This window comes from Rubrobacter marinus, assembly GCF_011492965.1.
GTDB lineage: Bacteria > Actinomycetota > Rubrobacteria > Rubrobacterales > Rubrobacteraceae > Rubrobacter_F > Rubrobacter_F marinus.
Genome location: NZ_CP045121.1, coordinates 3,415,454 through 3,440,563 on the forward strand (window position 1 = coordinate 3,415,454; position 25,110 = coordinate 3,440,563).

Genomic DNA, 25,110 nt, shown 5'->3' on the forward strand with positions numbered 1-25,110 from the left:
GCGACTCCTCCCTTCCAGCTTGACGTTAGTCACGTTTCCCACTCAAACTCCGTTCGGTGCGATCGTCACCTTTATCGGTGAGACGTCCGGCAGTTCCCGTCCGGCGGTGAGCACGGCCTCTTGCGCCCTCTCGAGAGGGAAGCGGTGGGTCACGAGCGATTCGAACGGGTACTTGTGCTGGCGCGCCAGGTCGATGGCCCGGCGCATGGACCAGCTATCGTTGGTAAAGACGCCTTGCAGACGGATCTCCTTGTAGAGCAAGGTGTCCAGCGGCATCGGAGAGAGCGTCCCGTCGCCCGTAACGCCGGCGCTGATCACCGTGCCCATCGGCCGCACCAGTTCGAGCGACTTACGCACCGCCTGACCGCTCCCCGTCACGTCGATCACGGCGTCGGCCATGTCGCCGCCGGTGAGCTCACTCACCCGCTCCACCACGTCTTCATTATCCACGTCGAGGACCGCGCTGGCACCGAACGAAGCGGCCATCTCTAGGCGGTAGCCGTCGATGCCGAGGCCGGTGGCTACGACGGGATCGGCGCCAGCCTCCCGCGCCACGGCCACGCAGGAGAGACCGATCGGGTCTACCCCCTGTACCACCACCGCGTCGCCCAGACGCACACCGGCCTGCTTGATCGTCCACTGGATGGCATTGGAGATGGCGACGTTGAGCAGGATAGCGAGGTCGGGCGAGAGATCATCCGGCAGCTTGTGGACCAGGCTCCCGGGGGCCAGATACATACACTCGCTGTACGCCCCCCACAGGTGAGGCGGGCGCTCGGCGGAGACGAACGTACCGTAGCCGACGCGCTCGGTGCAATAACGGTAGCTACCTTCTATGCAAGAGCGGCAGAAACCACACCGGACCATGGCCTCCACCGCCACCCTGTCGCCCTCGACCACCTCCCAACGACGGGAGGCGACCGGTCCGATCTTCGCGATCCGGCCCGTGATCTCGTGCCCCAGGATCAAGGGCAGATCTGCGTACCTGACGGCACCGTGAAGGAGATCCACGTCGGTGTGGCATATGCCGGTCCGCTCGACCTCGATGAGCGCGTCGTCCTCGCGTATCTCAGGGACCGGGAACTCGCGCATCGCGATGCTGTCGAGAGCTTCAAGCACCGCGCTCCGGGACCTCTTGGCTGTCATGAGCTAACCTTGCATGCTAGGGATGATCACCGGTTTCACCTCGCGCATGGCCTTCATGGATTCGAGCGCGTCGTTGACCCCGGAGAGCCCGTACTTGTTGCCGAGCAGCTCGTGGAACGGAAACTTCTCCTGGTGGTCGCTGAGGAACTGCAGGGCACGGTAGTAGTGGGAGATGTCCGCGCTCATGGTCCCGGCCACGGTCAGCTGGCGCAGGTTGAAGTACGTCCCACTGATCTCCACGGGGTTCGGGTCAGCTTGGCCAAGGATGAGGTAGCGTCCCCCGCGGCGGATCAGGTTCATCCCCTCCACGAAAGCCGCGCCTGCGCCGCTGCACTCCACGACGAGGTCGGCACCGCGGCCCTCCGTCAGCTCCAGCACCCTCTCCCGTCGCTCGGAGACATCGGTCTCCCCGATGTCGAAGGTATGGTTCGCGCCCCACCTCCCGGCGAGCTCCAGACGGCTCGCGGGAGCGCCTATGCATATCGTCTGTCGCGCCCCGGACTGGATGGCGAAGGCAAGGGCATACAGCCCGACAGGTCCGCTGCCCTGTATCACGACGGTGTCTATAGTTTCGATTTTTCCGATCTTCTCGTAGCCGTGCACAATGGTGCGGAAGGCGCAGGTGGAGGAAGCCGCGAGCGCAGGATCGAGGTTCTCGGGGACCTTGACCACGTCGCACAGCGGCATTACGTAGGCGTACTCGGAGAACCCACCGGTCAGGTGCGGGAACTGATCCGCCGAGCCCCAGCCGTACATCCGTGCGTTCGCACACGCCGTCGGCTGCTTGGAGATGGTGCACCAGAAGCAGCGCCCGCACCAGGCGTACGACCACGCCACGAGGTCGCCCTCCTGCAACGGCCTGCCCAGGGCGTCCGTCCTGCGGTCCTTCCCCAGCACTGCAATGCGACCCACTATCTCGTGCCCCATGACGAGCGGTAGCTTGGAGAGACCGGCGCTGGCGTACTCACCCTGATGGATGTGTACGTCCGTGCCGCACATGGTACTCGCCTCTACCTCGACGATCATCGCGTCGGGCTCCAGCTCCGGAACGTCGATCTCCCGGACCTCCAGCGGCTGTTTGTACTCGTTCAACACGGCAGCCGCGCTCTTCTTCGGATAAGGCATCTACCCTACCTTCCCCAAGCCTCGAAACCAGGTGTTCCGCAACAGGGAGCACGATATAGAAGCGGAATTTTCCACGCAATTATCTGTTCGGTTTGGTCGAACAGACTGTGTTCACCTACTCTCTCATCAGGAGAACGGGGCTCGCCCATCACCGCCGATCTGGTATCGGTTGGTCCATTGGATCAGACGGGCCAGAGCCGCATTCAGGAGCAGCGCGAAGATGAAGATCAGGAATATGAGCGCGTACATCTCGGCGACTCGAAACTGTGCGTAGAACTCTATCGCACGAAACCCTAGCCCAGCCTGCGCCACCGAGGTTTCCGCTAAAAGTGCGCCGGTTATGGCGACACCCAGTCCAAGCCGCATACCGGAAAGGACCGCTCCAAAGGTCGAGGGCAAGTAAATTTTGGAGTAGATCTGCCCTCGGCTAGCCCCTAACGAACGCGCTGCTCGGACAAAGATCGGTTTTACCTCCCTCACCGCGAGGGCGGTATTGACTGCGATCGGGAAGAACGCCGAGAGGGCCGCGATTCCTATCTTCGACTCCACCCCGACCCCAAGGGTAAGGATAAAAATGGGGAGCAATATTATCTTCGGTATCGCGCCCAGATAGTAGAAAAGCGGGTCGAAAAGTCGATAGAGGTAGTCGCTTGTTCCGAGCGGCGCACCAACGAGTAGGGCAAGGGCACAGCCGATTGCGAATCCCCAACCGATCTCGTACGCGGACACTATAATGTGCAGCCACATATCGTTTGAGGCGAGTAGTTCCACAAGACTCGTCATCACCTCGCTGAAGGGTGGGAAAATCTCGCGCAGTATTAACCCGCTGCGTCCCAGAACTTCCCACAGCGCAAGAACCAGAATGATCGTTCCAAGCTGAATCTTGAGAGACTGGTTCACGCTATCTCCTCACGGCATTCTCGACACGCTGTGTCAGATAGATGAAAAGCACCGATATCGCCACGACTAGCGTGATCCCCGAGTACAGTTCGTCAGTGCTCAGGCGCAGGGAGGTCTCCGCCACAAGCTTGCCAAGGCCGCCTATCTGAACTATGTACTCCATCGCCACCACGCCAATGAGTATGTAGGTCAGTCCGAGCCGCAGCCCGGTGAAGATGGTAGGAGCGGCGGCCGGTAGCAGGATGTAGCGGAAACGGTCCCGTGTCGATAGGTTCATGCTCGCCGCAACCTTGAGCAACGTCGGGCTCACCCCGGCGAAAGCCTGGCGGGTAAAAAGGATGACAGGCAGCACGCCGAAGATCGCTCCCTGGGCGATGATCGCCAGGGGCGTACGCCCGAAGATGACCAGGAAGATGGGGTAGAGCAGGATGATCGGTGAGGCGAACAGGCCAGCTATCAGCGGCTCATATGCGACACCCAGACGACGGCTACGCCAGAGCAGGTATCCGATCCCCACGCCTACCACGCTCGCGAACAAGAAGGCCGCCGCGGTCTCGTAGAACGTGATGCCTACGAGCGTGAGGAACTCCCTGTCCACCAGATCCCGCAGCACTTGCGGGATCAACTCCGAGGGGAGCACCACGAAAAAACGGTTGATCAAACCAATGCGTATGGCTAGTTCGAGCAGTATCAGGAGAGTCAGCACCAGGAGCAGCCTCGCGAGGTACAGCGGCGGAGCCTTGCGTCGCTTCACGAACGCCCTCCTCTACTCTGCACCAGGGGCGTATTGTAGGTCAAACAGATCCTGCATCTGCTCTTCGGAAAGCTCCTCCTCGAGGAACCCGTACTCGATAGCGTCCTTGACGATCTTTTCCTGCCCACTGAGCGGATAGAGTTCTACCTGCTCGGGCGTGTAATAATCGAAGGAGGTTAGGAGGGTTTCGGTGTCTTGCTCGAGCTCGCCCCCTTCTTTCCAGATCTGTACCGCCTCCTCGCGGTTATCAAAGATCCAATCCCACGCTTTCTGGTGTGCATCGAGGAAGGCACGCACCGATTCGGGACTCTGCTCCACGTAGTCGGCGTTGGCGAAGTTGATCCGGATGGCGACATCGCTGTACTCTTCGAGCTCTGAGCCTTCTACCACCGTCTTCAGATCACCGTTGTTGATCTCCTCGAGGAAGAACGGCGGCGTGGTCCATCCAGAAGCGATCTGGTCGGTCTGCACGGCGGTGAACTGGTCGGGCGGGCTGCCGACTGCCTCTCCGGAGATTTCTTCGAGCCCTTCGTCCCTCAGGATGTCGTTCATCGTATTGATACCAAGGTCTGTCGAGGAGCCGGGAGAGCTAAAACCGACCTTCTGCCCCGCGAGATCCTGCATAGTCTCGTAGGGGCTGTCAGACTTGGCATACCAGATTACGTCAATCCCGGTGGTTGAGTCGGAGATGATCTTTATCGGAGCACCTTCAGCGTAAGCACCGACGACCGAGAGAGCTCCGGTCTCTATTGCAATGTCCACGCTGCCCGAGATCACCGATTGCACGGTGCTCCCGCCGCCACTCGTGACGGTGGTCTCGATCTCTAGCCCCGCGTCCTCGTAGTAGCCCTGCTCCTGAGCTACGTAGACTGGGAAGCCAACCGTGAAGAGAGCCCGATGGGGAATCGCGAGCCGCACGGGGGCGAGATCGCCTTCCTGCCCACCACCTTGACTGGCCTCCTCGACTGCACCACAACCGACAGCGGACACGACAATCACTACTATGGCAGCATACCTTCGGATCAATTTAGGCATTGTTGGCCTCTTTTTTCTGGCTATCCTGCCCGAAAGCTTTCAAGGACTCATCCCGCAAAACAGCCCAAATCTTGCCGACGAGTTCGGCGAAGTGAGTACTGGAGATAAGGGTCGAGTCGCGCGGCCGCGGGAAGTCCACATCCATAACAGCCTTGATCCGGCCCGGTCGGGCACTCAAGATCACGACCCGGTCGGAGAGCATTATCGACTCTTGTATGTTGTGGGTGATAAACAACACAGTCTGGCGCAGTTCTTGCTGAATGCGGAGCAACTCCTCGCCGAGGATGATCCGGGTCTGCTCGTCGAGCGCACCGAAGGGCTCGTCCATGAGCAGGATTTCAGGCTCCAGCACGAGGGTGCGGGCTATCGCCACCCGCTGCTTCATGCCGCCGGAGAGATGTCCAGGAAAACGTTGCTCGAAGCCCTCCAGCCCGAACAGGCGCAGGATCTCTTGCGCCCTTCGCCGCCGCTCCTCCTTCGGGACGCCGCGCAATTCCAGCCCGAACTCGACGTTGCGCAGCGCGTTACGCCACGGGAAGGTGGAGTCCTCCTGAAAGACCACCCCGATGTCCGGGTGCGGCTTCCTCACCTCCTCCCCCCGGATGCTCACGCTCCCCTCGAAGCCGGAGACGAGCCCACCCACCACGGAGAGCAGGGTGGACTTCCCGCACCCGGACGGCCCGACTATGGAGACGAACTCGCCCTCGCGAACGTCGACCTCTATACCTTCCAGAGCAAGGATCCCAAGCTCGTCAGCGCTCTCGCCAGGGTAACGGAATGAGAGATCCTGGATCTTTAACAGCGTCTTCCCCTCTGCTGTGGTCTGCGCCGCTCCGCTCTGCATCAGACACGCTCCCTATTCTCACCAGCGGGACCACGCGTCTTCGCGTCTTCGAGACCAAACAGCTCGCAGGCGTTTCCGCCGAGTATCCGCCGCTTCACCCGCTCATCGAGGAACGGTAGATCGTAAATGACGCTCGGCAGGTCGAAGTCCCAGTGTGGATAGTCCGACGAGTAGAGCAGGCGGTTCTCTGCGTCGATCATCTCGAAGGTCATCTTCAGGACCTCCATGTTCCCAGTCTGCTCCATCGGCTGGGAAGAGTAGTAGAAGTCTCGCATGTACTCGCTGGGCCTCTTCTGCAACAGTGGAGCCTCCGAAGAGCGCATCATGTACTCGTTGTCCAACCGCTGCATCAGGAACGGTATCCAGGCCAGACCACTCTCTATCCAGACTACTTTTAGAGCCGGGAAACGCTCCGGCAGGCCGTTTATGACCCAGTTGGTCAAGTGAATCATATTGTAGAAGGGGAACCCAAGAGCATGTACGGAGATGAACTTGTTGAGCTGCTCCATCGCCCTCTCCTGCCAGCTGTAAGCCGCGTGGAAGCCGAGCGGCAGCCCCCGTTCCTCCAGGGCCGCGTAGATCTTCATGTAAGAGTTGTGATGCACCGGCCTGTACCGGACGGTCGTTACCATAAAGCCCACCACGCCCGGCCTGTCGGCGAACTCTTCCACCAGTTTGAGGCTTGCCTCCGGGTCGTTGAACGGCAAGTAGAGCATGGTCTTTATCGTCGGGTCAGCGGGCAAAATCTCCTCGGTGATCCAGCGCGCATAGGCACGGGCAACAGCAACCTCCATCTCTACCTGCGGATGCATCCCTAGATTGAGCATCGGCGTCGGGAAGATGATCGTGTAGTCGATGCCCATCATGCTCATAGCCCGCCGGATGAGCTGCACGTCCCGGTGGACGTCCTTACCCTCGGCCTTCTCCAGCGAACGCATCCTGTAGCGGGAGATCCTTCCGGCGAGGTCCTGGTTGCCGATCTGCGAAGGTATCAGGCTAGACTGTCCGGTGAGCTTGCTGACGCCTCCGGCCCCGGCCAGATGGCGGATGATCGGGCTCTCGATATACTTTGCGATCTCAGCCCACGACTCGGTCTCGTAGTGGTGAGAATCCACGTCCACGATCGTGAAGTTCGAGTAACCTCGATCCTCGGCTTGTCGAGAGGCGTGCGCTAGCAGTTCTCGTGTATCGAGCCCCTCCCCAACTTCCACAGAGCGCAACGTCACACGCGTACCTCCATCATGGTCTCCCCCACACTTGCCACATCCCTAACTCGAAGAGCTCGATTTCCGCCGCCGCGAGCAGATCGGTTACCGTTACCACGACGCCCGTAGCGGTCACCCCGGGGAAGGATCCGGGCTCTATACCCCCCTCCCGCTTGGCGGCATAAAGCTCCACGGCCGCGGCGAGCAACCTCCCCGCCTCCTCGTCCGGCACGTTTCCTACAGCCCCCTCGGCCAGCAAATCCTCCACGGCCCGGCGCAACTCCGACACGCCTCTCGGGTCAGCAGAGGACATAGACTTCGCCTCCTCGAAGTACCACCTCATACCTCTTGAGGCGCATTCGGCGGTCGGTCGCGCACTCTCCGGTCACCACGTTGTACTCCCAACCGTGCCACGGGCAGACTATGTGGTTCTCCGAGTAGGAGAACCGCTCTTCGATTACGCCTCCATCCTCGTCCAGCACCGCCTCGACCTTCCCGATGATCACGCCCTCGCAGACCGGTCCACCCTGATGCAGGCAATAGTTATCGTATGCGTAGAATGTTTCGTCTACGCGGAAGACCCCGATCTCTGTCTCCCCGTCGCGGACCACCTTGCGGCTCCCCTCCCCATACTCGTGCGCCTTCCCCGCGAACAGCTCGACCGCCTCGCGGCCAGTCTCACCTTCCGAAACCTTCATCCCCTCTACCTCACTTCGCCTCTGGCGGCGCGAGACCCGGTGGCAGGCCCTCGTGCCTGTCCTGGATCACGTCTATAACCGCGGGTCTTCCGGCGGCTAGGGCGCGCTTGACCGCCGGCAGCAGCTCTTCCGCCTTCTCGACTCTTTCGCCGTGCGCCCCGAGCAGTTCGGCGAACTTCGCGAAGTCAGGGTTCTCGTAGAAGACGCCCAGGTACCGCCCGCCGTGGGCGGACTTCTGACGATCTCGTGTGTTCCCGTAGGCGAAGTTGTTCGTGATTATCGTGACGGTAGGGATACCCTCCCTGACGGCGGTCTCCAGATCCTGCGCGACCATCCAGAAGGCACCGTCACCGATCACGCCGATTACCCGTTCCTCGGGACGCGCGAGCTGCAAACCGAAAGACGCCGGCAGCCCCCACCCCATCGAGCCCCCGGCCGCCGCGTAGTAGCTGCCCGGCTCGTCGAAGAGCAGGTACTTCTGCATCCACACGCCGAAGGTGGGCGCGTCCTGAACAACGATCGCCGGGTAGCTGTCCAGGACGTACTGCAAGGCACGGACCACCGCCCCGGATGGCACCCCGGGCTCCGCGTCCCTCTCTTCCGGCAGCCGCGTCTCCTCCTCGTACGGAGCACGCGACTCCCGTCGGCGCCGCTCCCGCTCATCCGCAGGCCCAGCCCGTAGCTCTAGACCAGAGACGACCTCCAGAAGAGCGTCGAGCGTCAGCCGGGCGTCGCCTTGAAGCCCGATCTCGGGCACGTATACCTTGCCGATCTCCTCGGGGTCCGAGTCGACGTGGATCAGCCTCGAACCCGGCGAGAGCAGGGTCCAGCGTTTGGTGGCGAACTCGGAGAAGTGGCAGCCGACGGCGATGATTACGTCGGCCTCTCTCACAAGCCGCTCGGTCGTCTCCGCGGCCCCGAAGCCCAACGAGCCGAAGAACAGCTCGTGGCGGTTGGGGAAGGCGTCTTTGCGCAGCCAGGTGGTGACCACGGGCATCCGCAATGTCTCCGCCAGCCGGACCGCCGGTGCGTTTGCGCCCGAGGAGAGGCTTCCACCGCCGAGGATCATCACCGGACGCTCGGAGGCTTCGAGCAGCTTCGCAGCCGCCTCCACCTCGGAGCCCTCCGGGACCGCGCCCCGGTGCCGGAAGCGGGGCTGAAAACCGGGCTCCGGCACGGGCTGCATCTGGACGTCCAGCGGGATAGAGACCATCACGGGGCGGGAACGGTCGCCCAGGGCGGTACGCACGGCGCGCTGGAGCAGCTCGGGGATGCGGCCGGCCTTGTGGATCTCCAGGGACCACTTGGTTATCGGCTCGAAGAAGCGAACGAGGTCCATCTCCTCGAAGGCCTCGCGGTGGTATATATCGTCCGCCACCTGACCGACGAGCGCCAGGACGGGTACGGACTCAGCGTAGGAGTTGTGCAGCCCGATGGTCATGTTCGCAGCCCCAGGGCCGCGGGAGGCCATGCACACCCCGATCCCCCCGGAGCCCCGGGCGTAGCCATCCGCCATAAAGGCCGCCACCTGCTCGTGCCGGGTTGATATGTAGCGGATCTCATCCTGCCGGGCGAAGGCGTCGATCAGGTTCATGATAGTCGTCCCAGGGAGCCCAAAGACGTAACCGACGCCCTCACGCCGCAGGGATTCTACGGCAACCTGCGCACCGTTCCTCGTCTCACTCACGAGCGAGCCGCCTCTCTAAGCCTGACCACCTCTGGAGGGCTCTTTCGCCTTGACGGCGCCGAGCCCGATGCTGACGGTCTTCGACTGCGTGTAGCTGAGGAGCTCCTCGATACCCTCTTCCGAATCCGTCCCGCTGTTCTTGTGACCGGAGAAAGGCGCCCCGAGAAAGTGAGAGCCCGAGCCGTTGATCCACACGTAACCCGTATCCAGCGCATCGGCGACCTCGAAGGCCGTCCGTATGTCCGTCGTCCACACCGCGCCGGTGAGGCCGTACTCCACCGCGTTGGCCTCTTGTATAACCTTCTCCCTGTCCGACCACCTGAGCACCGAGAGTACGGGCCCGAAGATCTCCTCGTTTGCCAGGCGCATCTCCATGGTCACATCGTCGAAGATGGTGGGCGCGAGGAAGTAGCCGTCCTCGAAACCCTCCCCCTCCGGCTTTCCTCCGCCGTGGACGAGCCGGGCCCCTTCCTTCTTGCCGAGCTCCACGTACCCCATCACCTTCTCGTAGTGCTCCTTCGAGACGAGACACCCCATCTGCGTCTCGGGATCCAGAGGATGGCCGATGCGTATCTTCTTCACGCGCTCGATCAGCTTCTCCAGAAACTCGTCGTGTATCTCCTCGTGCAGGAACAGCCTGGAGGTCGAGCCACAGGATTGGCCCTGGCACCAGTGGAAGTTCATCCCGAAGGCCGCTGCTTCCACAGCCTCGTCGAGGTCGGCGTCCGGGAAAACGATCATGGGGTTTTTGCCCCCGAGCTCCAGGCTCACGTGCTTTACGCCCACCTCCGCGGCGGATGCTTGTATTCTCTGCCCGGTCTCGACGCTGCCGACGAGCGCTATTCGCTTCACCTCAGGATGCCGGACGAGGGCATCTCCCGTGGTCGGTCCGTCACCGCAGATGATGTTGACCACCCCGGGAGGGAACACGTCCTTCATGATCTCGGACAAGTACATGGAGGACAGAGGAGCCTGCTCAGGGCCTTTTAGGACGAGCGTGTTGCCCGTCATCACCGGGGCCCCTATCTTCCACGCCATAAACAGTATCGGGTGGTTGAAGGGAACGATCCTGCCCACCACCCCATAGGGCTCCCTGCGGGTCAGGAGCCAGTTCTCGCCCATCGAGGGGAGGGTCTGTCCCTTAACCTCCATGGCAACGCCGGAGATGTACTCGAGCCCGCCACAGGCCATCCCCACGTCCCCGATCATGGCTTTCGCCGGGTTGCCGCAGTCTATAGCATCAAGGATCCCGAGCTCCTCGGCGTGCTCCCTGAGCACCCGGACGAATGCCCTCATCCTCGCCGCCTTCTCCACCAGCGGCGTCTTCCGCCAGGCGGGGAAAGCCTCCTTGGCTGCCGCAACCGCCTGGTTTACGTCCTCCCTCTGAGCGAAAGGAACCTTTGCCAAAAAACGTCCGTCGGCGGGGCTGGTCGTCTCTATCGTCTCGCCACCCCTGGCAGCCACTACCTCTCCGCCAATAAGCATGCCCCACTCGCGTTCGAGCAGGGTTTTGACTCGCTCTTCGTATACACTGGATACCTTGATATCCGCCATACCCGCCTCCCTTGCCATCCTCAACCGATCCCGGTAGGAGAGTAAAAGAAAACACTCTGACGGGCAATCAGAAAATTCGGCATTGACGAACGGGATGTCTCGAACATGTGTATAGACACGTTCGGCACGATCAACATGCTCGCACTGGTCCACGACTCAACGTGCCGACTCTGGTTTCGCTGCGGATCCCGAACGCATCAGCGCTCCTTCGCGTCCCCGGTTACGCCCTCCAGTTGGCCTCTTCGACCTCCAGCTTTTTCGTGTAGTAGCGCCACACCCACTTGGTGTCGAAGGTGCTCCCGAGATCCGGCAACTCAGCGGCATCTTCCGGCGAGATGTCGGGGGCGTGCCGGCCTGTCCGGGCGGCTTCAAGGGTGATCCTGGCCAGCGTGTTGAGGTTCAGGGCGCGCACAGTGGCCTCCTCTACCGTCTCTCCCGTAACGGTGACGCCGTGCCCCCGCATCACGCAGACGTGCTTCTCCCCCATCGTCTCCAGCAAGGGAGCCGCGAGCTCTGGACGGCTTATAAGGAAGGACCGCGGGAAGACGGGGACGCCGTCCAGCGCCATGCGAGCGGCCGGCATGTTGAAGGCGCCGAAGATAGGACGAAGTTCGAGGTCGGTGATGCCGCAGATCAGGGTTGCCGGAGGGTGGGCGTGGATGACGCTGCCCACCTCGGGCCTGGCCTTGAGGGTCTCGCCATGGATGGGGTGTTCCTTGGGAACCTCGTAGCGCGCGCCGAGTTCATCTCCGCGGCCGTCGAGGTCGACGCGCCGGATGGCCTCCTTGCGGGTGTAGCGTACCCCGCGCTCCTCCTCTCCTCGGCAACGGATGAGCATCTCATCGTCGGTGCCGGGGACGCGGACGCTCACGTGCCCCAGCGTACCCTCGACCAGGCCTTCCATCGCGAGGATGCGGCACGCAAGCGCCACCTTCTCCCTGAGTTCTTCCAATGGCTCGCCCATGGGTCCCTCCACTCTTCTTAGAACTTATATGAATCCGCGCCGAGAAATCGCCTCCGCACGCTACGTCATTCGCCTTCCTTACGGCATAGCCCCGAGCATCGGCAGTCTAGAGGCGGGCAGCCTCGCTCGTCCGAAGGCTTCCGTGTCGTGCGGCATCCCCGTCCACGAAGGCCTGCCAGGGCCTTCGTGGACATGCTCCGTAAGCCGTGCGCTAGGAGCTCTTGAGGTAGCTGTTTATGTAGTGGTCGGCTATCTCGCCACCCGTGGTGAGCCAGACAGCGTCGTGCGAGACGATGTGGTCGAGGGCCCGGTCGAGGTAGAGGCTGCGGAAGGGCAGGCTTATGAGGAAGGGGTGGAGGCAGATACTCATGACCTTCCCCGTCTCCTCCGCCTCGCGGTAGAGCACGTCGAACTGGTCGCGCACGATCTGCTCAAACTCCGGCCCCGACTTGCCCTGGCCGAGAAAGATGGGGATGTCGTTGACCTCGATGGAGTACGGCATCGAGACCAGAGTCCCCGAACGCACCTTCATCGGATACGGCTGGTCATCGTTCACCCAGTCGGCCACGTACCGCACCCCCGCCTCGGCCAGAAGATCCGGGGTATTGACGGTCTCGGTGAGCGCGGGGCTCAGCCACCCCTCGGGCCGCCGGCCCGCAGCCCCTTCGATGATCCCGAGGACGGTCTCGATCATCTCCCGTTCGGCGTCTTCGTCGATGCCCGTGGTCAGGCTGGAGTTGTGGATCCCGTGCCCCATAAACTCCCAGTCGCGCGCGACGGCCTCTTCTATGATGCGTGGGTAGTACCGACACACGTCTGAGTTGAGGGCGACCGTGCCACGGATGCCGTGCCGATCGAGCGTTTGCATCATGCGCCAGATGCCGACGCGGGGCGCATAGTCACGCCAGGAGTAGTTGAGCACGTCGGGCACGAGCGCGGCCGTTGCCGGGTGGATTGAGGTCGATGGACAATCCATCTTGTAGTGCTCGACGTTCGGGACGACCCATAGCGCGACGCGCGCCCCGCCGGGCCACGCGAGCGGCTCCCTGTCTATGATCGGCGAGTACTCGAAACGAGTGTTCTCGGAGGTGTTCTCCACGGCAACCCCTTTCCCTTGTTGTTGGGCTACGGTACGACGGTTCTCAGACCCCGGGGGCTACCCTCCCGGCCGAGATACCGGAGAGGTAGCCGAGCGCGTCCTCCACCCCGACCACGTCGGCGTATTTCGCGTTCAGATCGAACAGGCTCTGGTCGTGCGCCGCCTGAGAACGGTCGCCGACCGCCTCCCGTACGACCATCGGCCGGAAACCGTTCTGCAAGGCATCTACCGCGGTCGCCCGCACGCACCCGCTCGTCGTACACCCGGCGATAAGCAGGGTGTCGACCCTGAGAGAGTTGAGCCGCGAGAGCAAGTCCGTCCCGAAGAACGACGAGGCGTACTTTTTAGCGATCACGGGCTCCTCGGGGAGCGGGCCCAAAGAAGGGTCCACCTCGACCTCGGGCATCCCCTCCCGCAGCGTCATGAGCCCGGCCATCTTCTTCGCCCAGATGCCGGCGTCGCGCAGATCGCCCTCCTCGTAAGCGACGGTCGTGTAGTACACGGGGATTCCGGCGGACCGCGCCGCAGCGAGCAGCCGCCGCGTCTCGGCCAGCTGCGGCGTGAGGTCCGCCCCGAGCGGCAACTCGGGGTTGGTAAACCCCTGAACCAGGTCTATCACCACGAGGGCCGGCTTCTCGCCGTACCCGATCTTCATCCCGAAGCCCCGATCCTCGAAGAGCCGATCCATCTCAGAAGTCACGTTTCCCACCACCTTCCGGAGGCAAGGGTTCGATGCCTCCGCTTCTACGCCGGCCTCAGCCGATGCTTCTCTGTACCTTTTCCTTCCCCCGCCGAGGTCGTTCCGCTCCCTCGCTTCGGAGCTCGAATTCTTTGAGATCGAGGTAGCCGGGTCAAGTATTTGGGTTCGATTATTTCGAACGACTCTCTTCTACTAGCCTTTCTACGGCTCCTTGCAGCAAGGTGCTGGAATATGCAATCCGGCGCGCAATAACGGCCGTGGATGCGCCGCTTCAGCCGGAAACCCGGCCTTTCGGGCGCCAGCGGAGCCCGTGCCTCGGGGTGAAGGTGGTCAGGACGGCGACGAGCATGAACCCGGCCACGGCCCAGAACACGAGGCCCGGACGTCCGGAATCCATCGCGAAGCCCGGTATCGGCGGCACCGCCATCACTCCCAGGCTGAGCCCCGTGGAGACGAAGCCGAATCTCCTGCCGGCCTTTCCCTCGGGGGTCGCCTCGCGCACCATCTTGTCGCGGCTGGGCATGATGACCCCGTGGAAAGCCCCCGCGACGGCGAGGATCGGGAAGAGCAGCCAGACCGGCGGTCGGGCCACCGCGAGCAGGAGCATAAGCAGCGTGCCCCCGGTGAACATTACCCCGACCACGTGGGCGTGGTTGCTCTTGACCCTGTCCGCGACCAGACCGCCGAGGAGTATCCCGAAAGAGAGGGTAGCCAGGTAGACGGTGAGCGCGACGTTGGCGAGGCTCAGGGGCATCTCGTAGATCTGCGCAAGGCTCGAAGGCTCGAACGCCTGTATCCCGGAGCTGGCCGTCGAGGTGAAGACGTAGAAGGCGAACATCAGCAAGAGCGCCTGCGACAAGAAGAGCGAGGAGTTCCCGCTCCCAGTTCCGCCTTCGCGGGTCACCTTCTCGGGCTGCGGGACGGGGCGGGGAGCCTCCAAGCATAGAGACACGAGGAGAGCGAGGATCATCCCGGCGAGTCCGGCGGCGGCGAAGGCCCACTCCCAGCCGAGCGCGGCGTAGAGGACCGCGACCGTGATCGGGGCGACGGCGCTCCCCGCGTAGCCGCTGAAGGTGTGGAGGCTGTATGGCTTTCCGGATCGCTCCTTGCTGAACGCGGAGGAGAGAAGCGAGTAGTCCGCCGGATGGAAGACGCTCTGTCCCACCCCGGCCACGAGCGCTAACACGAGCAGAACCGCGTAGTTCGGGGCCAGACCGTATAGCGCGAACGCCGTACCGTTCGTTAGCAGTCCGCCGACGAGTACCGGCTTCGCGCCGTACCGATCCGCCAGGTACCCCGAGGGCACCTGAAAGAGACCGTTCGTGAGCTGGTAGAGGGTGACCAGGACCCCGAGTTGCACGAAGATTATGTCGAACTCCGCCACCGCCGGAAAGAGCGGGGGCAGCGTCAGGAGCCAGAAGTGGCTCAGGGTGTGACCGGCGCAGATCCAGGCAAGCGCACGCCCCGGGCGCGTTACCTTCGGCGCCCCCGCGACCTCCACTACGGCTCGCGCGAGGGTACAACCTCAGAGGCTTGCAAAACGAAGAATCCTACGAGCGCTGGCACCGTGCTTACCGAGCAGGCGAGTCCCCTAACGGTCACGCAGGTGGCCTCCGAGAAACCCGGATCGCCGACGCTCTCACTGGCACCGCTTTTCTCCCCGAAAGAGGTCACAGGAGGTGCCTCCGTTCCCGTCATGCGAGCTTCCCCCCTCTCGATTCCGCCGTCGGATCATGCCCGATCTCCACCCGGACGCTTCACCTTGAGATCGCCGCCGAAACGCTGGGCGACGACTCTTGCCGGAGGCCAGATGCCTCCTCGAGGAGGTAAGTCCGTGACGAGCCCCGGGTCGCGCTCGCCGTTCGGCATTCGCGTATATGTCCTGGATGTTTGGCGCAGACGAACGCTCGAGGATCACCCGCGAGCTTTCGCCGCTACGCTCCTGGCATGCGTGGCTCTCTTTGGCGACAATAGGCCGCATGATGTCGGACAAGCCTTCCGGTGGCAAAAATTCCGCCGGCTTGTGGAAGAGGTCGTTCGTGTTCGCGGTGGCGGCAACCTTCGGCATCTTCTTCAGCCACCAGACGCTCATCGTCCTGACGCCTTACTACGTCGCAGCCTCGGGGTCTGGAGACGCAGTGACGGGCTCCATCACGGGCGTCTTCATGTTCGCGGCCACCGTAACGCCGCTAGCGATGGCAAGGCTGCTCTCTCTCTACGACACGCGCAGCCTCCTCGTGGTAAGCGTGTTGCTACTCGCCGCGCCAGCGTTCGCCTACTCTCTCACCCCCGATCCCGTATCCGTCGCCGCCCTCAGCCTCGTTCGGGGCGTGGGGTTCGGTATCGCGGCGGTCGCCTGCGCGATGGTGATCTCGGTGCAGGCCCCGCCGGAACGTCGCGGCGCAGCGGTGGGGTGGTTCGGCCTGGCGGCCTCGGCGCCCGCCATCTTCGGGCCGGGCCTCGCTTTCGCCCTAGTCGGCGCCTTCGGCTTCGTGTACATGTTCCTGTTCGTGGGACTCGTCACGTTCCTCTCGCTCGCCGCGGTACTGCCGCTCGGACCGATGCCCCCGATCCCGGCGGGCGGCGCGGGCGTGAGCCGGGCGCTCCGCCGGAGCGCGCTACTCCTCCCCTCCGCGATGTTCGCATTCGCGGCGCTGGTCTACGGCGGGCTTCTCACGTTCGTCCCGCTCTACCTGGAGACGGCGGAGGTGAACGGTTCGTCGGTGCTCTTTTTCCTGATCTTCGGCACCTCCATAGCCGTCTCCCGGGCGCTCGGCGGCACGCTCCTCGAACGCTTCGGTGCGGCGGTCGTGTTCCCCGTCAGCCTGGGAGCCTCCATCTTCGCCGTTCTCTTACTGGCGCTGGTACCGCTCGCCGGCGTGCCACCCCTGGTAGCCCTGCTCTTCGGGTGCGGCTTCGGGACCGCGGCCACCGCCACTCACGCCGTCCTCGTCTCCCGGGTAAGCCGCGAAGGCTACGGTACGGTCAACGCCCTCTACAACGTCGCGTTCAACGGCGGCATAGGCGCGGGCGGGGCGCTCTTCGGCGTCGTCGCCCAGGCCGGCGGGTACGCGTTCACCTTCCTATCCGCGGCTCTCTGGCTCGCCGCCAGCGCAGCCCTCTTCCTACTCGACAGGGCTATGTCCGGAAGCGACGAGTAAGGACCTCGGGCTTCTCGTCCGTTCGCTCTCGGTCTTCCCTCACGGGGTGCAACCAAGCGCAGCGGCTCGAGCGCGGAGGCGGGGCTTGAGGCGGGCCGGGGAGGGTTCTCGCCTAAAGACCTCTAGCTTCGAGGGCGCGGACGCGCCGTGCGTAGTATTCGAAGGCCTGCTCCAGGGCCTGCTTGTGGTAGATCCGCTTCTTCTTCGCCAGCGCCTCCTCGGGATCAGTCCAGGCCCTCGCTCCGCCCATGGCGTCCGCGAGCATCTGCACCCTGCACGCCCTCTCCAGGACGACGGCGGTCATCACCGCTTCGGCGATGCTCCCGCCCGCAGCGACCAGCCCATGGTTCTGGAGCAGGACGGCGTTGCTCCCGCCCAGCGTTCCGGCGAGGGCCTCCCCGAGCTCGCGGGTGACGATCAGGTCGGTGGTCTCGGAGAAGACCGGTAGGCCCCCGGCGAAGAGTGAGCCCTCGTGCCCCACCGGCAGGAGCGGGCGGTTCGTGGAACCGAAGGCGACGGCGTGCGGCGGGTGGGTGTGGACCACGCAGTCGACCTCCGGGCGGGCGCGCATGATCTCGGTGTGTATAAAGACTTCGCTGTGCCGGGGGCGCTCTCCGTCGACCTTCTTGCCGTCGAGGTCCACCGTGATTAGGTCGGAGGCCGAGATCTCCTCCAGCCCCATCGCGGCCGGCTTCATGTACAGCTTCTCCGGGTTCTCCGGTGTCCTAAGGGTTACGTGGCCCCAGATGATGTCCCCCTGCCCCTCCAAAGCCAGGATCTTGCACCCGTAGGCCAGCGCTTCCCTTACGTTCGTCTCCGCAGCCGCACTCCCTTGGCTCACGCCTACCCTCCAGGTCTCGCGCCGTCTCCTACCGCAGATCCTTCATCGAGTAGTACCATCCCGCTCCGGTAACCCCCTTTCGAGCAGCCCTACGCTCCACGACCCTACTGCCACGGCTCCCTCCTTCCTTTTCGTCACACGACACCCACCCCTGTCAGGCAGAGCTCCGGCTCTTCTTTTTTCGGTCCGCTACCCGATCCTCGCCTCCCTGATCCCGAGGCTGACGAGGGCGCCGACGAGCGCTGCCGCCGCCATCAGCGCGAACGCCGAAGCATAGCTCCCCGAGCCATCGTAGATCAGGCCGCCGAGGTATGTCCCGGCCGCGCCGCCGATCTGATGCGTCAGAAGGAGCCACCCGACGAGGACGCCGGTGGAGAGCAGGCCGTAACGGGCGCGCACTATACCGACCGTCGGGGCCATGTTGGCGATGAAGGTGAACCCGAACACGAGGGCGAAGAGGTAGAGCAGCACGAGGTCGCCGCTCCCGACGACGAGGACGAGCAGGGGCAACGAGAGGGCCCTGAGCCCGTAGATTATCGCGAGCGCCCCTTTTCGCGAAGAGATATCGCTCAACCAGCCGGCCGCGATGGAGCCGACGACGCCAGCTGCGGAGAGTACGGCAAAGGCGTTGGCGGCCGTGACGCTCGAGATGCCTATCCCTTCCGCGAACGGCACCAAGTGTATCGCGACAAACTGGTCGGTGAAGCCGCAGACGAAGAAGCCCACGGCGAGCGCCCAGAAGGCGAAGGTCCCGAGAGCGCTCCGCAGGGAGAACGCCTCCTGAGTTGCTCCGGGGCTCGCCTCTTCGGTGCCGCCCTCCGCGCCCGGCGGGGTCTCCCGGACGAGCCACAGTATCAGGGGGAGGGAAACGGCCATCGCCACCCCAACGGCCAGGTAGCTCTCGCGCCAGCCGAACCCCAGGATAAGGGCCGCGACGACCGGGACGAAGATCGTCTGTCCGGCAGGGCGCGCGGCCGTGACGATCCCCTGGGCCATCCCCTGCCCGCGCTCGAACCAGCGCGCGACCAGCACGGAGGTTGGGATCAGGGAGGCGAACGAGACCCCGACGCCGAAGAGCACCCCGTAGAAAGCGGCCAGGTACCAGACGGACGGTACCCAGAACAGGCCCCCGAAGCCGACGGCGACGAGCACGGTACCGCCGGCCATCACCGCCCTGGCCCCGAAGCGGTTGGTCAGCGTCCCCGCCAGCGGCTGCGTCACCCCGTAGACCACCAGGTTAAGCGCGGCCACGCCGGAAACCGTCGCCCGGTCCCAGCCGAGCTCCCCCTCCATAGGCGCGATGAACACGGTGAACGCCGAGCGAGCGCCCGAGACCAGAAAGACCACCAGGACCGAGATGGCGACGATGATCCACCCGTAGGAGATGGAGCCACGACGCCAGAACGGTCTCTTCAAAAAACGTTACCGCCGGGGCCCGCAGGCCCCCGGACGAGTTCCTCCGCTACGTTTGCCGCTAATCCTCCGCCGGCTCGGTGGCCGTCATGCGGCTGACTTCCCGAACCTCGCCCTTCCAGCGGCAGTTCGAGCACCAGCAGTAGTAGACGGTGTCCTCCGAGTCCCAGTACTCGTTGATCAGGCTGCCGGGCTCCAGCATCAACTGGCCGCAGTTGGGGCAGTGGACAGCCTTATTCTGAATCTTGACTTCGTTCTCGAGGTTGGTCGCGTTCGCCTCGCTCATCTCGTCACCTCTCTCGTCGTGCGTTTCGACAACGTCGTCGCTTCGGCATGGCCGTACGGGAGACGATTGGCGTCTCCGGTACGGCCATCGTCCTACTGGTAAGCCTCCGCGCCCGAGGGCACGGTCTGCTCGGGCACCCGAACCTCGGGCTCCTGCTTGGGGCGCCTCTGCTCGGGCTCCGGCGCCCACCTTGGGTTCCTGTATCTGTACCCGAGGAAGGCGAAGACCGCCAGGGCACCTATGGCGCTGGTAACGAGGTTCGGGTAAATAACGAAGATCCCGAGCGCCAGCAGCGCGAGCCTCTCCCACCACACGACGGGTCCCCGTCCGAACCAGCCCTCCGCCGTCACCGCGAGAGCGAAGGCGACCACCGCGCCAGCCAGGAACGCCTCCACGATCTCCGGCACGCTCCCCTGCAAGAGCAGGCCTGGCCTGAAGACGAAGACGAACGGGAAGACGAACCCGACCAGGGCGAGCCTACACGCCTGCCAGCCGATAGCCATGGGGTTCGCGTTGGCGATTGGCGCGGCGGTAAATGCCGCGACCGCTATAGGCGGCGTGATCGCCGACATGGCGGCGAAGTACAGCAAGAACATGTGGGTCTCGAGGAGCGGCACGCCCAGCTCCAGCAGCGGGGGCGCGACCAGCGCGGCCGTCATGATGTACACGGCCGGCGTCGGCAGGCCAAGGCCCAGCAGGAGCGAGATGATCATCGAGACGATCAGCGCCGGGACGAGCAATCCGCCGGTAAGCGAGAAGATTAGATACGTGAACTTGCCGGCGAGACCGGTCAGCTCTATGTCGCCGATCACGAGCCCGGCGGCGGCGCAGGCGATGCCCAGCCCCACGATCATGAAGACCGTCGCCGTGCACGCGTCGACCAACTCGCGCGGCCCGATCCTCGTCGAGCGCTTGAACCAGCTGACCACCACGGTAGCGGCGATGGCGGCGACCGCTATAAGGGACGGGGTGTAACCCTCAAGCAGAAAGTAGACGAGGATGAACAGCGGGATCAGGTACATCCAGCCCCGCTTGAGCGCGGCCACTATGCCTACGATCTGGTCGGCGGGGAGCCTCCCCATCGCCCATCTCTGCGACCTGTGGTGAACCTGCAAGAAAACCCCGAGGTAGTAAAGGAGCGCCGTGAGGATCGCCGCCTTCGCGATATCCACGTACTCGATGCCCGTAAACTCGGCCATGATGAACGCCACGGCACCCATTACGGGAGGCAAGATGGCACCGCCGCTCGAAGCGGCCGACTCCACTGCTCCTGAGAAGGTGCCGGTGTACCCGACGCGTTTCATTATCGGGATGTTGATCTGGCCGGTCGTCGCGACGTCCGCCGTGGGACTCCCGGAGATCGAACCGTACAGGCCGCTGGACGCTATGCAGGCCTTGGCCGGCCCGCCGACCATCCGCCCCGTGGCCGAGGCAGCGATGTCGAAGAAGAGCTGCCCGCCGCCGGCCTTGTGGAACAGGTTCCCGAAAAGGACGAAGAGAAAGGCGTAGGTGGCCGCAACCTGGATCGAGGACCCGAACAGCCCCGTGGTCGTGAAGACCTGCTGCTCGAGGTAGTAGCCCAGCGCTATCGGCCTGTGGGCGAAAGTTCCGCTCAGAAAGCTGCCGAATGCCGTGTAGGACATAAGGCCTAGGACGACCGCCGTGAGCCCCCATCCCAGCGTGCGTCGGCTCGCCTCCACTACCAGCGCGATCAGCACGATACCCAGGACCGTCTCAAGCGTAGTGGGGGCCGTAAGCCCCTGGATCCAGTTCAAGTACCGCTCTATGTTCACGACCAGGTAGGCGCAGCAGACGAAGGACACGATAGCCAGGAGAACGTCGAGAGCGGTTATGTTCGCTACGTGCTTGGAGATCGTGGTGGTGAGAAAGGCGATCGGCAGCATGGCCGTGAGGAAGATTATGCTGTACTGGAGGGGAGGGTGGGTTCCGACAACCCCCAGCCAGAGCTCATAAAGGGTGATCGCCACCGCCATAGCGGTGAGGACGTAACCTATGATGCCCCCCGGGCGGACCCGGTTGCCCTCTCCTACGATTCCGACGAAGCTGAGCAAGGAACGGCGCTGGGCTGCCGGATCCTCCGCTCCTCCCGTCGTCTCTCTCCTTGTTTCGCGATCTTCTCTCATGCGCCTCCTCCGTTACCCCCTCCTATACGGGAGAAGGCCGCGCGCGAGGCGGCCCCTTCCCACGCACCTTCGAACGTTACTCGAGCAAGCCTTGCTCCCTGTAGAACTGTTCGGCTCCGGGGTGGAGGGCCACCTGCTCCTGAACCTTGACCATCAACTCGGGAGAGAAGCCGGACATGGACGGGTGTATCTCCTTCATCCTGTCCTGGTTGTCGTGCAGGGCCTTCACGAACTTGTAAATGTCTTGGTTCGACACGTCAGCGTTGGTGACGATGTCGGACTGGACGGAGAGGGTCGGCGTCTGCTCCTCGACGAAATCGTACTCACCCGGCTCGACGGTTCCGATCAGCACGCCCAGGTCCTCGGCGATCGGTTCCAGCTTTTCCTGGTCCATCGGAATCCAGACCAGATCCTGGGTCCGCGAGAGGTCGGTGATCCGGCTGTCCGGGATGAAAATGCTGGTGAAGAACATGTCGACCTTGCGGTCGGCCATCAGCGCGACCCCGTCCCCGCTTGCCTGGTACGCGACCGATCCGCCCCACGACTCGATGTCCTCGACGCTGAACCCGTATGCCTTGAAGATCTCCTCGGCGGCACGGATGTTCTGATAGTTGCCCTGCTGGTTTAGAGCGACCCTGAGGGGCGGCTTCTTCTCGGCTATGTCAGCGAACGTCTCGATGCCGTGCTCGTCGGCGAAGGCCTTGGTCATCACCGAGTGCATCCGCTGCGTCTCGTAGAGCCGGGTAACGCCAAGATACTTACCCTCCAGAGACCCCGTCTCCGCGAAAGGCCCCTGGCCCTCGATGGCCGCCCGCTCCTCGATCGGCGAGATCGCCGCCCCCAGCTCGACCTGCCCCTGCGCGACCTGCGCTAGCGCCCCCGCCGGGGAGCCCGGTTCGAAGGCGACCTCGGAGCCCGGATACTCCTCGCGGATTACGCTGTTGATGCTCTCTGCGAGCAGCCTGTAGAAGCCCGACGAAGACCCGCCAGTCATGGTCGCCTGAACGGGCGACGTGTCGTCGGGGTTTACCTCACCGCCCCCACCCTGCTGGCCTCCCCCACCGGAGCCCCCGCACGACGCTACGAAGAACACCAAAGCCAGGAGACAAGCTACGATCGAGCAAGTCTTGCCCACGCTTACTTTGTTCACACTCACCGGTAACTCCCTTTCCCCAAACCGTTTGCGTGCTTCGTTCGATTTTTCCGAAAGCTACCCCATACGAAAAAGCACAGCAAGCCCCTGCACAAATGTTGTTCGAGTATCACGAACGGCGTTGCGCGGGCACTCCAGCCTAGACCCTGGAGTCCCCGCCGAGCGTCTCGGGGGCGAAGATCTCCTCGGCTTCGACCTTGCGCTCGCTGAGCCCCTGCTCATAAGAATACTGGGCGAGCGCCCCGATAGCCTCCAGGTTCTTCTCGATCCCGTAGGGCCACGGGTCCTCCCCGAAGAGGGCTCGTTGCTCTTCTATGGCCGGGATCATCCACGGCATCGAGTACGCGAGCACCCCGCCCTCATACGCCTGTTCCAGCGCGATGTTCTTCGCCTGGTCGAAAGCCTTCTGAAGGTTCCGCGCGATCCAGCGATTCGCCTCGTAGACGTCGCGCCGGATAACCACGGTATGCATAATCGGGAAGATGCCCGTCTTTTTGTAGTATTCCTTCTCGACGGCCGCGTAGTCCTCGAAGAGCCTGCGAACCTTGGGCGAGCCCTTCATAAAGGAAGAGGGCATACGCGCGGTAACGAGCGCGTCGATCTCACGCCTCTCCAGCATCTCGTTCAGCGTCCTGTCGGCGGGGATGGGCTCGGTCCGAACTCCCTTGGGCAGGTCCAGCTTCAGCTTCTCGATGCGTCCAGGCTGCTCCAGCCCCCCCGTCCTCCAGGTCCCTATGTCCTCCGGGTGGACGCCGTACTCGTGTTGGAGGATGCCCCGTACCCACGTAGCCGCCGTCATCTGGTACTCCGGCACGCCGACGGTCTTCCCCTTGAGGTCCTCGGGCTCCTCTATGCCGGAATCCGCGTTCACGTAGATCGCGGAGTGACGGAATACGCGCGAGGGGAAGACGGGGATCGCGATCAGGGGCAGCGTGTCGCCGCGCGCGCTCGCTTTCGACACCAGGTAGGACTGGAAGGAGAACTCGCTGGAGTCGAAGTCCTGGTAGCGGGCCGTGCGCCAGAAGACGTCCTCGATGGTCGGCAGCACCATGAAGTTGAGGTCTATGCCGTCCGGGACGACCCTCCCGTCGGCCAGCGCCCGGGTGCGGTCGTAGTCGTAGGTGCTCGCGTAGCTGAGACGGAGCCTCGTCATTTGCAACCTCCCTTTCCCTTTGACCGAGCCTTATAGCATGGGGTCCGAGGGGGTACCAGCAGACCGTTCGGAATGGTGGAACGAACTTGTTGCCCCCAGCTCCCTCAGAGCCCATCATTGGTTTGTGGAATTCACGACGCCCCTTAGCAGATCAATCAACGATGAGAGAAGGACGACGAAAGCATCCACCCTGGGCGTTGCGGTTGTCCAGCGATGTTGCGGCGCGGCCGGGGGACGATAAGGGATGGGTGAGGTCCTCGCCATCGCGGCGCTCGTCATCTACTCGTGCAACATCGTCGTCACCAAGGTCGCCTCCGGCCGGCTCGACCTCAACTTCGGATTTCTGATCTCCGTCTCCATGAACGTGCTCTTCGCCACGGTACTGTTCGGAGGTCAGCTGCTTATCCGGCAGGGCGACCTCCACTGGGACGGCTACGGGTTCTTTCTCTTCGTGCTTGCGGGGATATTCTCCACCTACCTGGGGCGTTGGTTCTTTTTCGACTCCATAGCGAAGCTCGGTCCGGCGAAGGCCAGCACGTTCCAGACGAGCAACCCGTTGTTCACCGTCATCATCGCCTGGCTCTTTCTGGACGAGAGCCTCTCCCTCCTGGACATCGGCGCGATAGCCACGATCCTGTTCGGCCTCTTTCTGACGAGCTACGTCCCGGGGCCTTCTCCAAGCCGTCGCCAACGGAGACGGGGTACGAGCCCTTCGAGACCCCGAGCCGCGCGAGCAGGTTCGCCGCGCTCAGGGCCGCGGCGAGCCCCGGGGTCGCGTTGCAGTCGGGTATCTTCCTGGCCGTCGCGGGCGCCGCGGCCTACGCGGTGGGGAACGTCCTGCGCGGAGCAGCGGTACAGAACTGGAACGAGCCGATCCTGGGCGGCCTCATCGGGGCGACGGCCGGCCTCATCATGCACCTATCGACGAGTTCCATGACCAGGCGGTTCTGGAGCCTGTTGCAGGGCGCGGATCGGGTGGGGATATTTCTGTACGTCCTCAGCGGGACGATGACCGTAACCGCCCAGATCTGCGCGATCGGCTCGTTCCACTACATGCCGGTCTCCATCGCGAACCTGATCACGCTCTCCACCCCCGTCCTGGTGACGCCCTTGAGCTACTTCCTGTTGCGAAACCAGGAGGGCATAAACTTCCTAACCGTCCTCGGGAGCGTGCTAGTCTTGTCGGGTATCACCGCCATCATTCTGGTCTGACTCGGAGGGGTGAGAGCACACGCCTGACGAAAAACT

The 25,110-nt window shown here is 63.5% G+C and carries 23 protein-coding genes and 1 pseudogene; 3 read left to right on the forward strand and 21 right to left on the reverse strand.

The window, feature by feature from the left end; all coding sequences use genetic code 11:
- Window positions 1–42 precede the first annotated feature (42 nt).
- From GBA65_RS17645 to GBA65_RS17715, 15 genes are all read right to left on the reverse strand, one after another.
- Window positions 43–1,146, reverse strand: coding sequence for a zinc-dependent alcohol dehydrogenase (locus tag GBA65_RS17645; RefSeq protein WP_166397677.1), 1,104 nt, complete (start codon window positions 1,144–1,146; stop codon window positions 43–45).
- A gap of 3 nt (window positions 1,147–1,149) precedes the next feature.
- A complete protein-coding gene (locus tag GBA65_RS17650) occupies window positions 1,150–2,238 on the reverse strand; it encodes a zinc-binding dehydrogenase (protein ID WP_166397678.1) in 1,089 nt (362 codons plus the stop codon).
- A 159-nt stretch (window positions 2,239–2,397) separates the two neighbouring features.
- The gene (locus GBA65_RS17655; protein ID WP_166397679.1) at window positions 2,398–3,171 is read right to left on the reverse strand and encodes an ABC transporter permease; all 774 of its coding nucleotides are present in this window, start codon (window positions 3,169–3,171) and stop codon (window positions 2,398–2,400) included.
- A gap of 1 nt (window position 3,172) precedes the next feature.
- Window positions 3,173–3,925, reverse strand: coding sequence for an ABC transporter permease (locus GBA65_RS17660; RefSeq protein ID WP_166397680.1), 753 nt, complete (start codon window positions 3,923–3,925; stop codon window positions 3,173–3,175).
- A gap of 12 nt (window positions 3,926–3,937) precedes the next feature.
- The gene (locus GBA65_RS17665) at window positions 3,938–4,960 is read right to left on the reverse strand and encodes an ABC transporter substrate-binding protein (protein WP_166397681.1); all 1,023 of its coding nucleotides are present in this window, start codon (window positions 4,958–4,960) and stop codon (window positions 3,938–3,940) included.
- On the reverse strand, window positions 4,953–5,804 hold the full coding sequence (locus GBA65_RS17670) for an ABC transporter ATP-binding protein (RefSeq protein ID WP_166397682.1): 852 nt from the start codon (window positions 5,802–5,804) through the stop codon (window positions 4,953–4,955). Before GBA65_RS17670 ends, GBA65_RS17665 begins: the two co-directional genes overlap by 8 nt.
- Entirely contained in the window at window positions 5,804–7,015 is a 1,212-nt protein-coding gene (locus GBA65_RS17675) for an amidohydrolase family protein (RefSeq protein WP_207955882.1), read from the reverse strand. Before GBA65_RS17675 ends, GBA65_RS17670 begins: the two co-directional genes overlap by 1 nt.
- Before the next feature lie 28 nt (window positions 7,016–7,043).
- The gene (locus GBA65_RS17680) at window positions 7,044–7,352 is read right to left on the reverse strand and encodes a hypothetical protein (RefSeq protein WP_166397684.1); all 309 of its coding nucleotides are present in this window, start codon (window positions 7,350–7,352) and stop codon (window positions 7,044–7,046) included.
- On the reverse strand, window positions 7,309–7,707 hold the full coding sequence (locus tag GBA65_RS17685) for a Rieske (2Fe-2S) protein (protein WP_166397685.1): 399 nt from the start codon (window positions 7,705–7,707) through the stop codon (window positions 7,309–7,311). The genes GBA65_RS17680 and GBA65_RS17685 overlap by 44 nt, the downstream gene beginning before the upstream one ends.
- A 10-nt stretch (window positions 7,708–7,717) precedes the next feature.
- Window positions 7,718–9,394 (reverse strand): thiamine pyrophosphate-binding protein, encoded by a 1,677-nt coding sequence (locus tag GBA65_RS17690; RefSeq protein ID WP_166397686.1) that lies wholly within the window; start codon window positions 9,392–9,394, stop codon window positions 7,718–7,720.
- A 15-nt stretch (window positions 9,395–9,409) separates the two neighbouring features.
- Complete coding sequence (locus tag GBA65_RS17695) at window positions 9,410–10,948, reverse strand: aldehyde dehydrogenase family protein (protein ID WP_207955883.1); 1,539 nt, start codon at window positions 10,946–10,948, stop codon at window positions 9,410–9,412.
- Window positions 10,949–11,168: 220 nt separating this feature from the next.
- A complete protein-coding gene (locus tag GBA65_RS17700) occupies window positions 11,169–11,912 on the reverse strand; it encodes a class II aldolase/adducin family protein (RefSeq protein WP_166397687.1) in 744 nt (247 codons plus the stop codon).
- Between the two features lie 211 nt (window positions 11,913–12,123).
- The gene (locus tag GBA65_RS17705) at window positions 12,124–13,011 is read right to left on the reverse strand and encodes a polysaccharide deacetylase family protein (protein WP_166397688.1); all 888 of its coding nucleotides are present in this window, start codon (window positions 13,009–13,011) and stop codon (window positions 12,124–12,126) included.
- Between the two features lie 43 nt (window positions 13,012–13,054).
- Window positions 13,055–13,711 (reverse strand): isochorismatase family protein, encoded by a 657-nt coding sequence (locus GBA65_RS17710; protein WP_228281447.1) that lies wholly within the window; start codon window positions 13,709–13,711, stop codon window positions 13,055–13,057.
- A gap of 271 nt (window positions 13,712–13,982) precedes the next feature.
- The gene (locus GBA65_RS17715; RefSeq protein WP_166397689.1) at window positions 13,983–15,212 is read right to left on the reverse strand and encodes an MFS transporter; all 1,230 of its coding nucleotides are present in this window, start codon (window positions 15,210–15,212) and stop codon (window positions 13,983–13,985) included.
- Window positions 15,213–15,750: 538 nt separating this feature from the next.
- Here GBA65_RS17715 and GBA65_RS17720 point away from each other — a divergent pair.
- Window positions 15,751–16,872: an MFS transporter gene (locus GBA65_RS17720; protein WP_166397690.1), complete on the forward strand. Its 1,122-nt coding sequence runs from the start codon at window positions 15,751–15,753 to the stop codon at window positions 16,870–16,872.
- Window positions 16,873–16,984: 112 nt separating this feature from the next.
- Here the strand turns inward: GBA65_RS17720 and GBA65_RS17725 are convergent, their stop codons facing one another.
- The 6 genes from GBA65_RS17725 to GBA65_RS17750 all read right to left on the reverse strand — a co-directional run bounded on the left by GBA65_RS17725 (window position 16,985) and on the right by GBA65_RS17750 (window position 23,862).
- On the reverse strand, window positions 16,985–17,713 hold the full coding sequence (locus GBA65_RS17725; RefSeq protein WP_166397691.1) for a class II aldolase/adducin family protein: 729 nt from the start codon (window positions 17,711–17,713) through the stop codon (window positions 16,985–16,987).
- Between the two features lie 189 nt (window positions 17,714–17,902).
- Window positions 17,903–19,129 (reverse strand): MFS transporter, encoded by a 1,227-nt coding sequence (locus GBA65_RS17730; protein WP_166397692.1) that lies wholly within the window; start codon window positions 19,127–19,129, stop codon window positions 17,903–17,905.
- Window positions 19,130–19,187: 58 nt separating this feature from the next.
- A complete protein-coding gene (locus tag GBA65_RS17735; RefSeq protein WP_166397693.1) occupies window positions 19,188–19,412 on the reverse strand; it encodes a hypothetical protein in 225 nt (74 codons plus the stop codon).
- A gap of 92 nt (window positions 19,413–19,504) precedes the next feature.
- The gene (locus tag GBA65_RS17740) at window positions 19,505–21,406 is read right to left on the reverse strand and encodes a TRAP transporter permease (RefSeq protein ID WP_166397694.1); all 1,902 of its coding nucleotides are present in this window, start codon (window positions 21,404–21,406) and stop codon (window positions 19,505–19,507) included.
- Window positions 21,407–21,632: 226 nt separating this feature from the next.
- Window positions 21,633–22,712: a TAXI family TRAP transporter solute-binding subunit gene (locus GBA65_RS17745; protein WP_166397695.1), complete on the reverse strand. Its 1,080-nt coding sequence runs from the start codon at window positions 22,710–22,712 to the stop codon at window positions 21,633–21,635.
- A 136-nt stretch (window positions 22,713–22,848) separates the two neighbouring features.
- A complete protein-coding gene (locus GBA65_RS17750) occupies window positions 22,849–23,862 on the reverse strand; it encodes an ABC transporter substrate-binding protein (RefSeq protein ID WP_166397696.1) in 1,014 nt (337 codons plus the stop codon).
- A gap of 244 nt (window positions 23,863–24,106) precedes the next feature.
- Between GBA65_RS17750 and GBA65_RS26750 the strand changes: the two are divergent.
- Window positions 24,107–24,460: pseudogene (locus tag GBA65_RS26750) on the forward strand (EamA family transporter); the annotation flags it as partial.
- Window positions 24,461–24,639: 179 nt separating this feature from the next.
- Window positions 24,640–25,074, forward strand: coding sequence for an EamA family transporter (locus GBA65_RS17765; protein ID WP_166397697.1), 435 nt, complete (start codon window positions 24,640–24,642; stop codon window positions 25,072–25,074).
- Window positions 25,075–25,110: the final 36 nt, after the last annotated feature.

Bases quoted from the DNA above. Each gene is read 5' to 3' on its own strand.
- GBA65_RS17740 (WP_166397694.1), bottom strand. From the start codon at position 21,406: ATGGCGGTGGCGATCACCCTTTATGAGCTCTGGCTGGGGGTTGTCGGA.
- GBA65_RS17685 (WP_166397685.1), bottom strand. From the start codon at position 7,707: ATGAAGGTTTCGGAAGGTGAGACTGGCCGCGAGGCGGTCGAGCTGTTC.
- GBA65_RS17665 (WP_166397681.1), bottom strand. From the start codon at position 4,960: ATGCCTAAATTGATCCGAAGGTATGCTGCCATAGTAGTGATTGTCGTG.
- GBA65_RS17750 (WP_166397696.1), bottom strand. From the start codon at position 23,862: ATGACGAGGCTCCGTCTCAGCTACGCGAGCACCTACGACTACGACCGC.
- GBA65_RS17695 (WP_207955883.1), bottom strand. From the start codon at position 10,948: ATGGCGGATATCAAGGTATCCAGTGTATACGAAGAGCGAGTCAAAACC.
- GBA65_RS17680 (WP_166397684.1), bottom strand. From the start codon at position 7,352: ATGAGGTGGTACTTCGAGGAGGCGAAGTCTATGTCCTCTGCTGACCCG.
- GBA65_RS17645 (WP_166397677.1), bottom strand. From the start codon at position 1,146: ATGACAGCCAAGAGGTCCCGGAGCGCGGTGCTTGAAGCTCTCGACAGC.
- GBA65_RS17670 (WP_166397682.1), bottom strand. From the start codon at position 5,804: ATGCAGAGCGGAGCGGCGCAGACCACAGCAGAGGGGAAGACGCTGTTA.
- GBA65_RS17735 (WP_166397693.1), bottom strand. From the start codon at position 19,412: ATGAGCGAGGCGAACGCGACCAACCTCGAGAACGAAGTCAAGATTCAG.
- GBA65_RS17700 (WP_166397687.1), bottom strand. From the start codon at position 11,912: ATGGGCGAGCCATTGGAAGAACTCAGGGAGAAGGTGGCGCTTGCGTGC.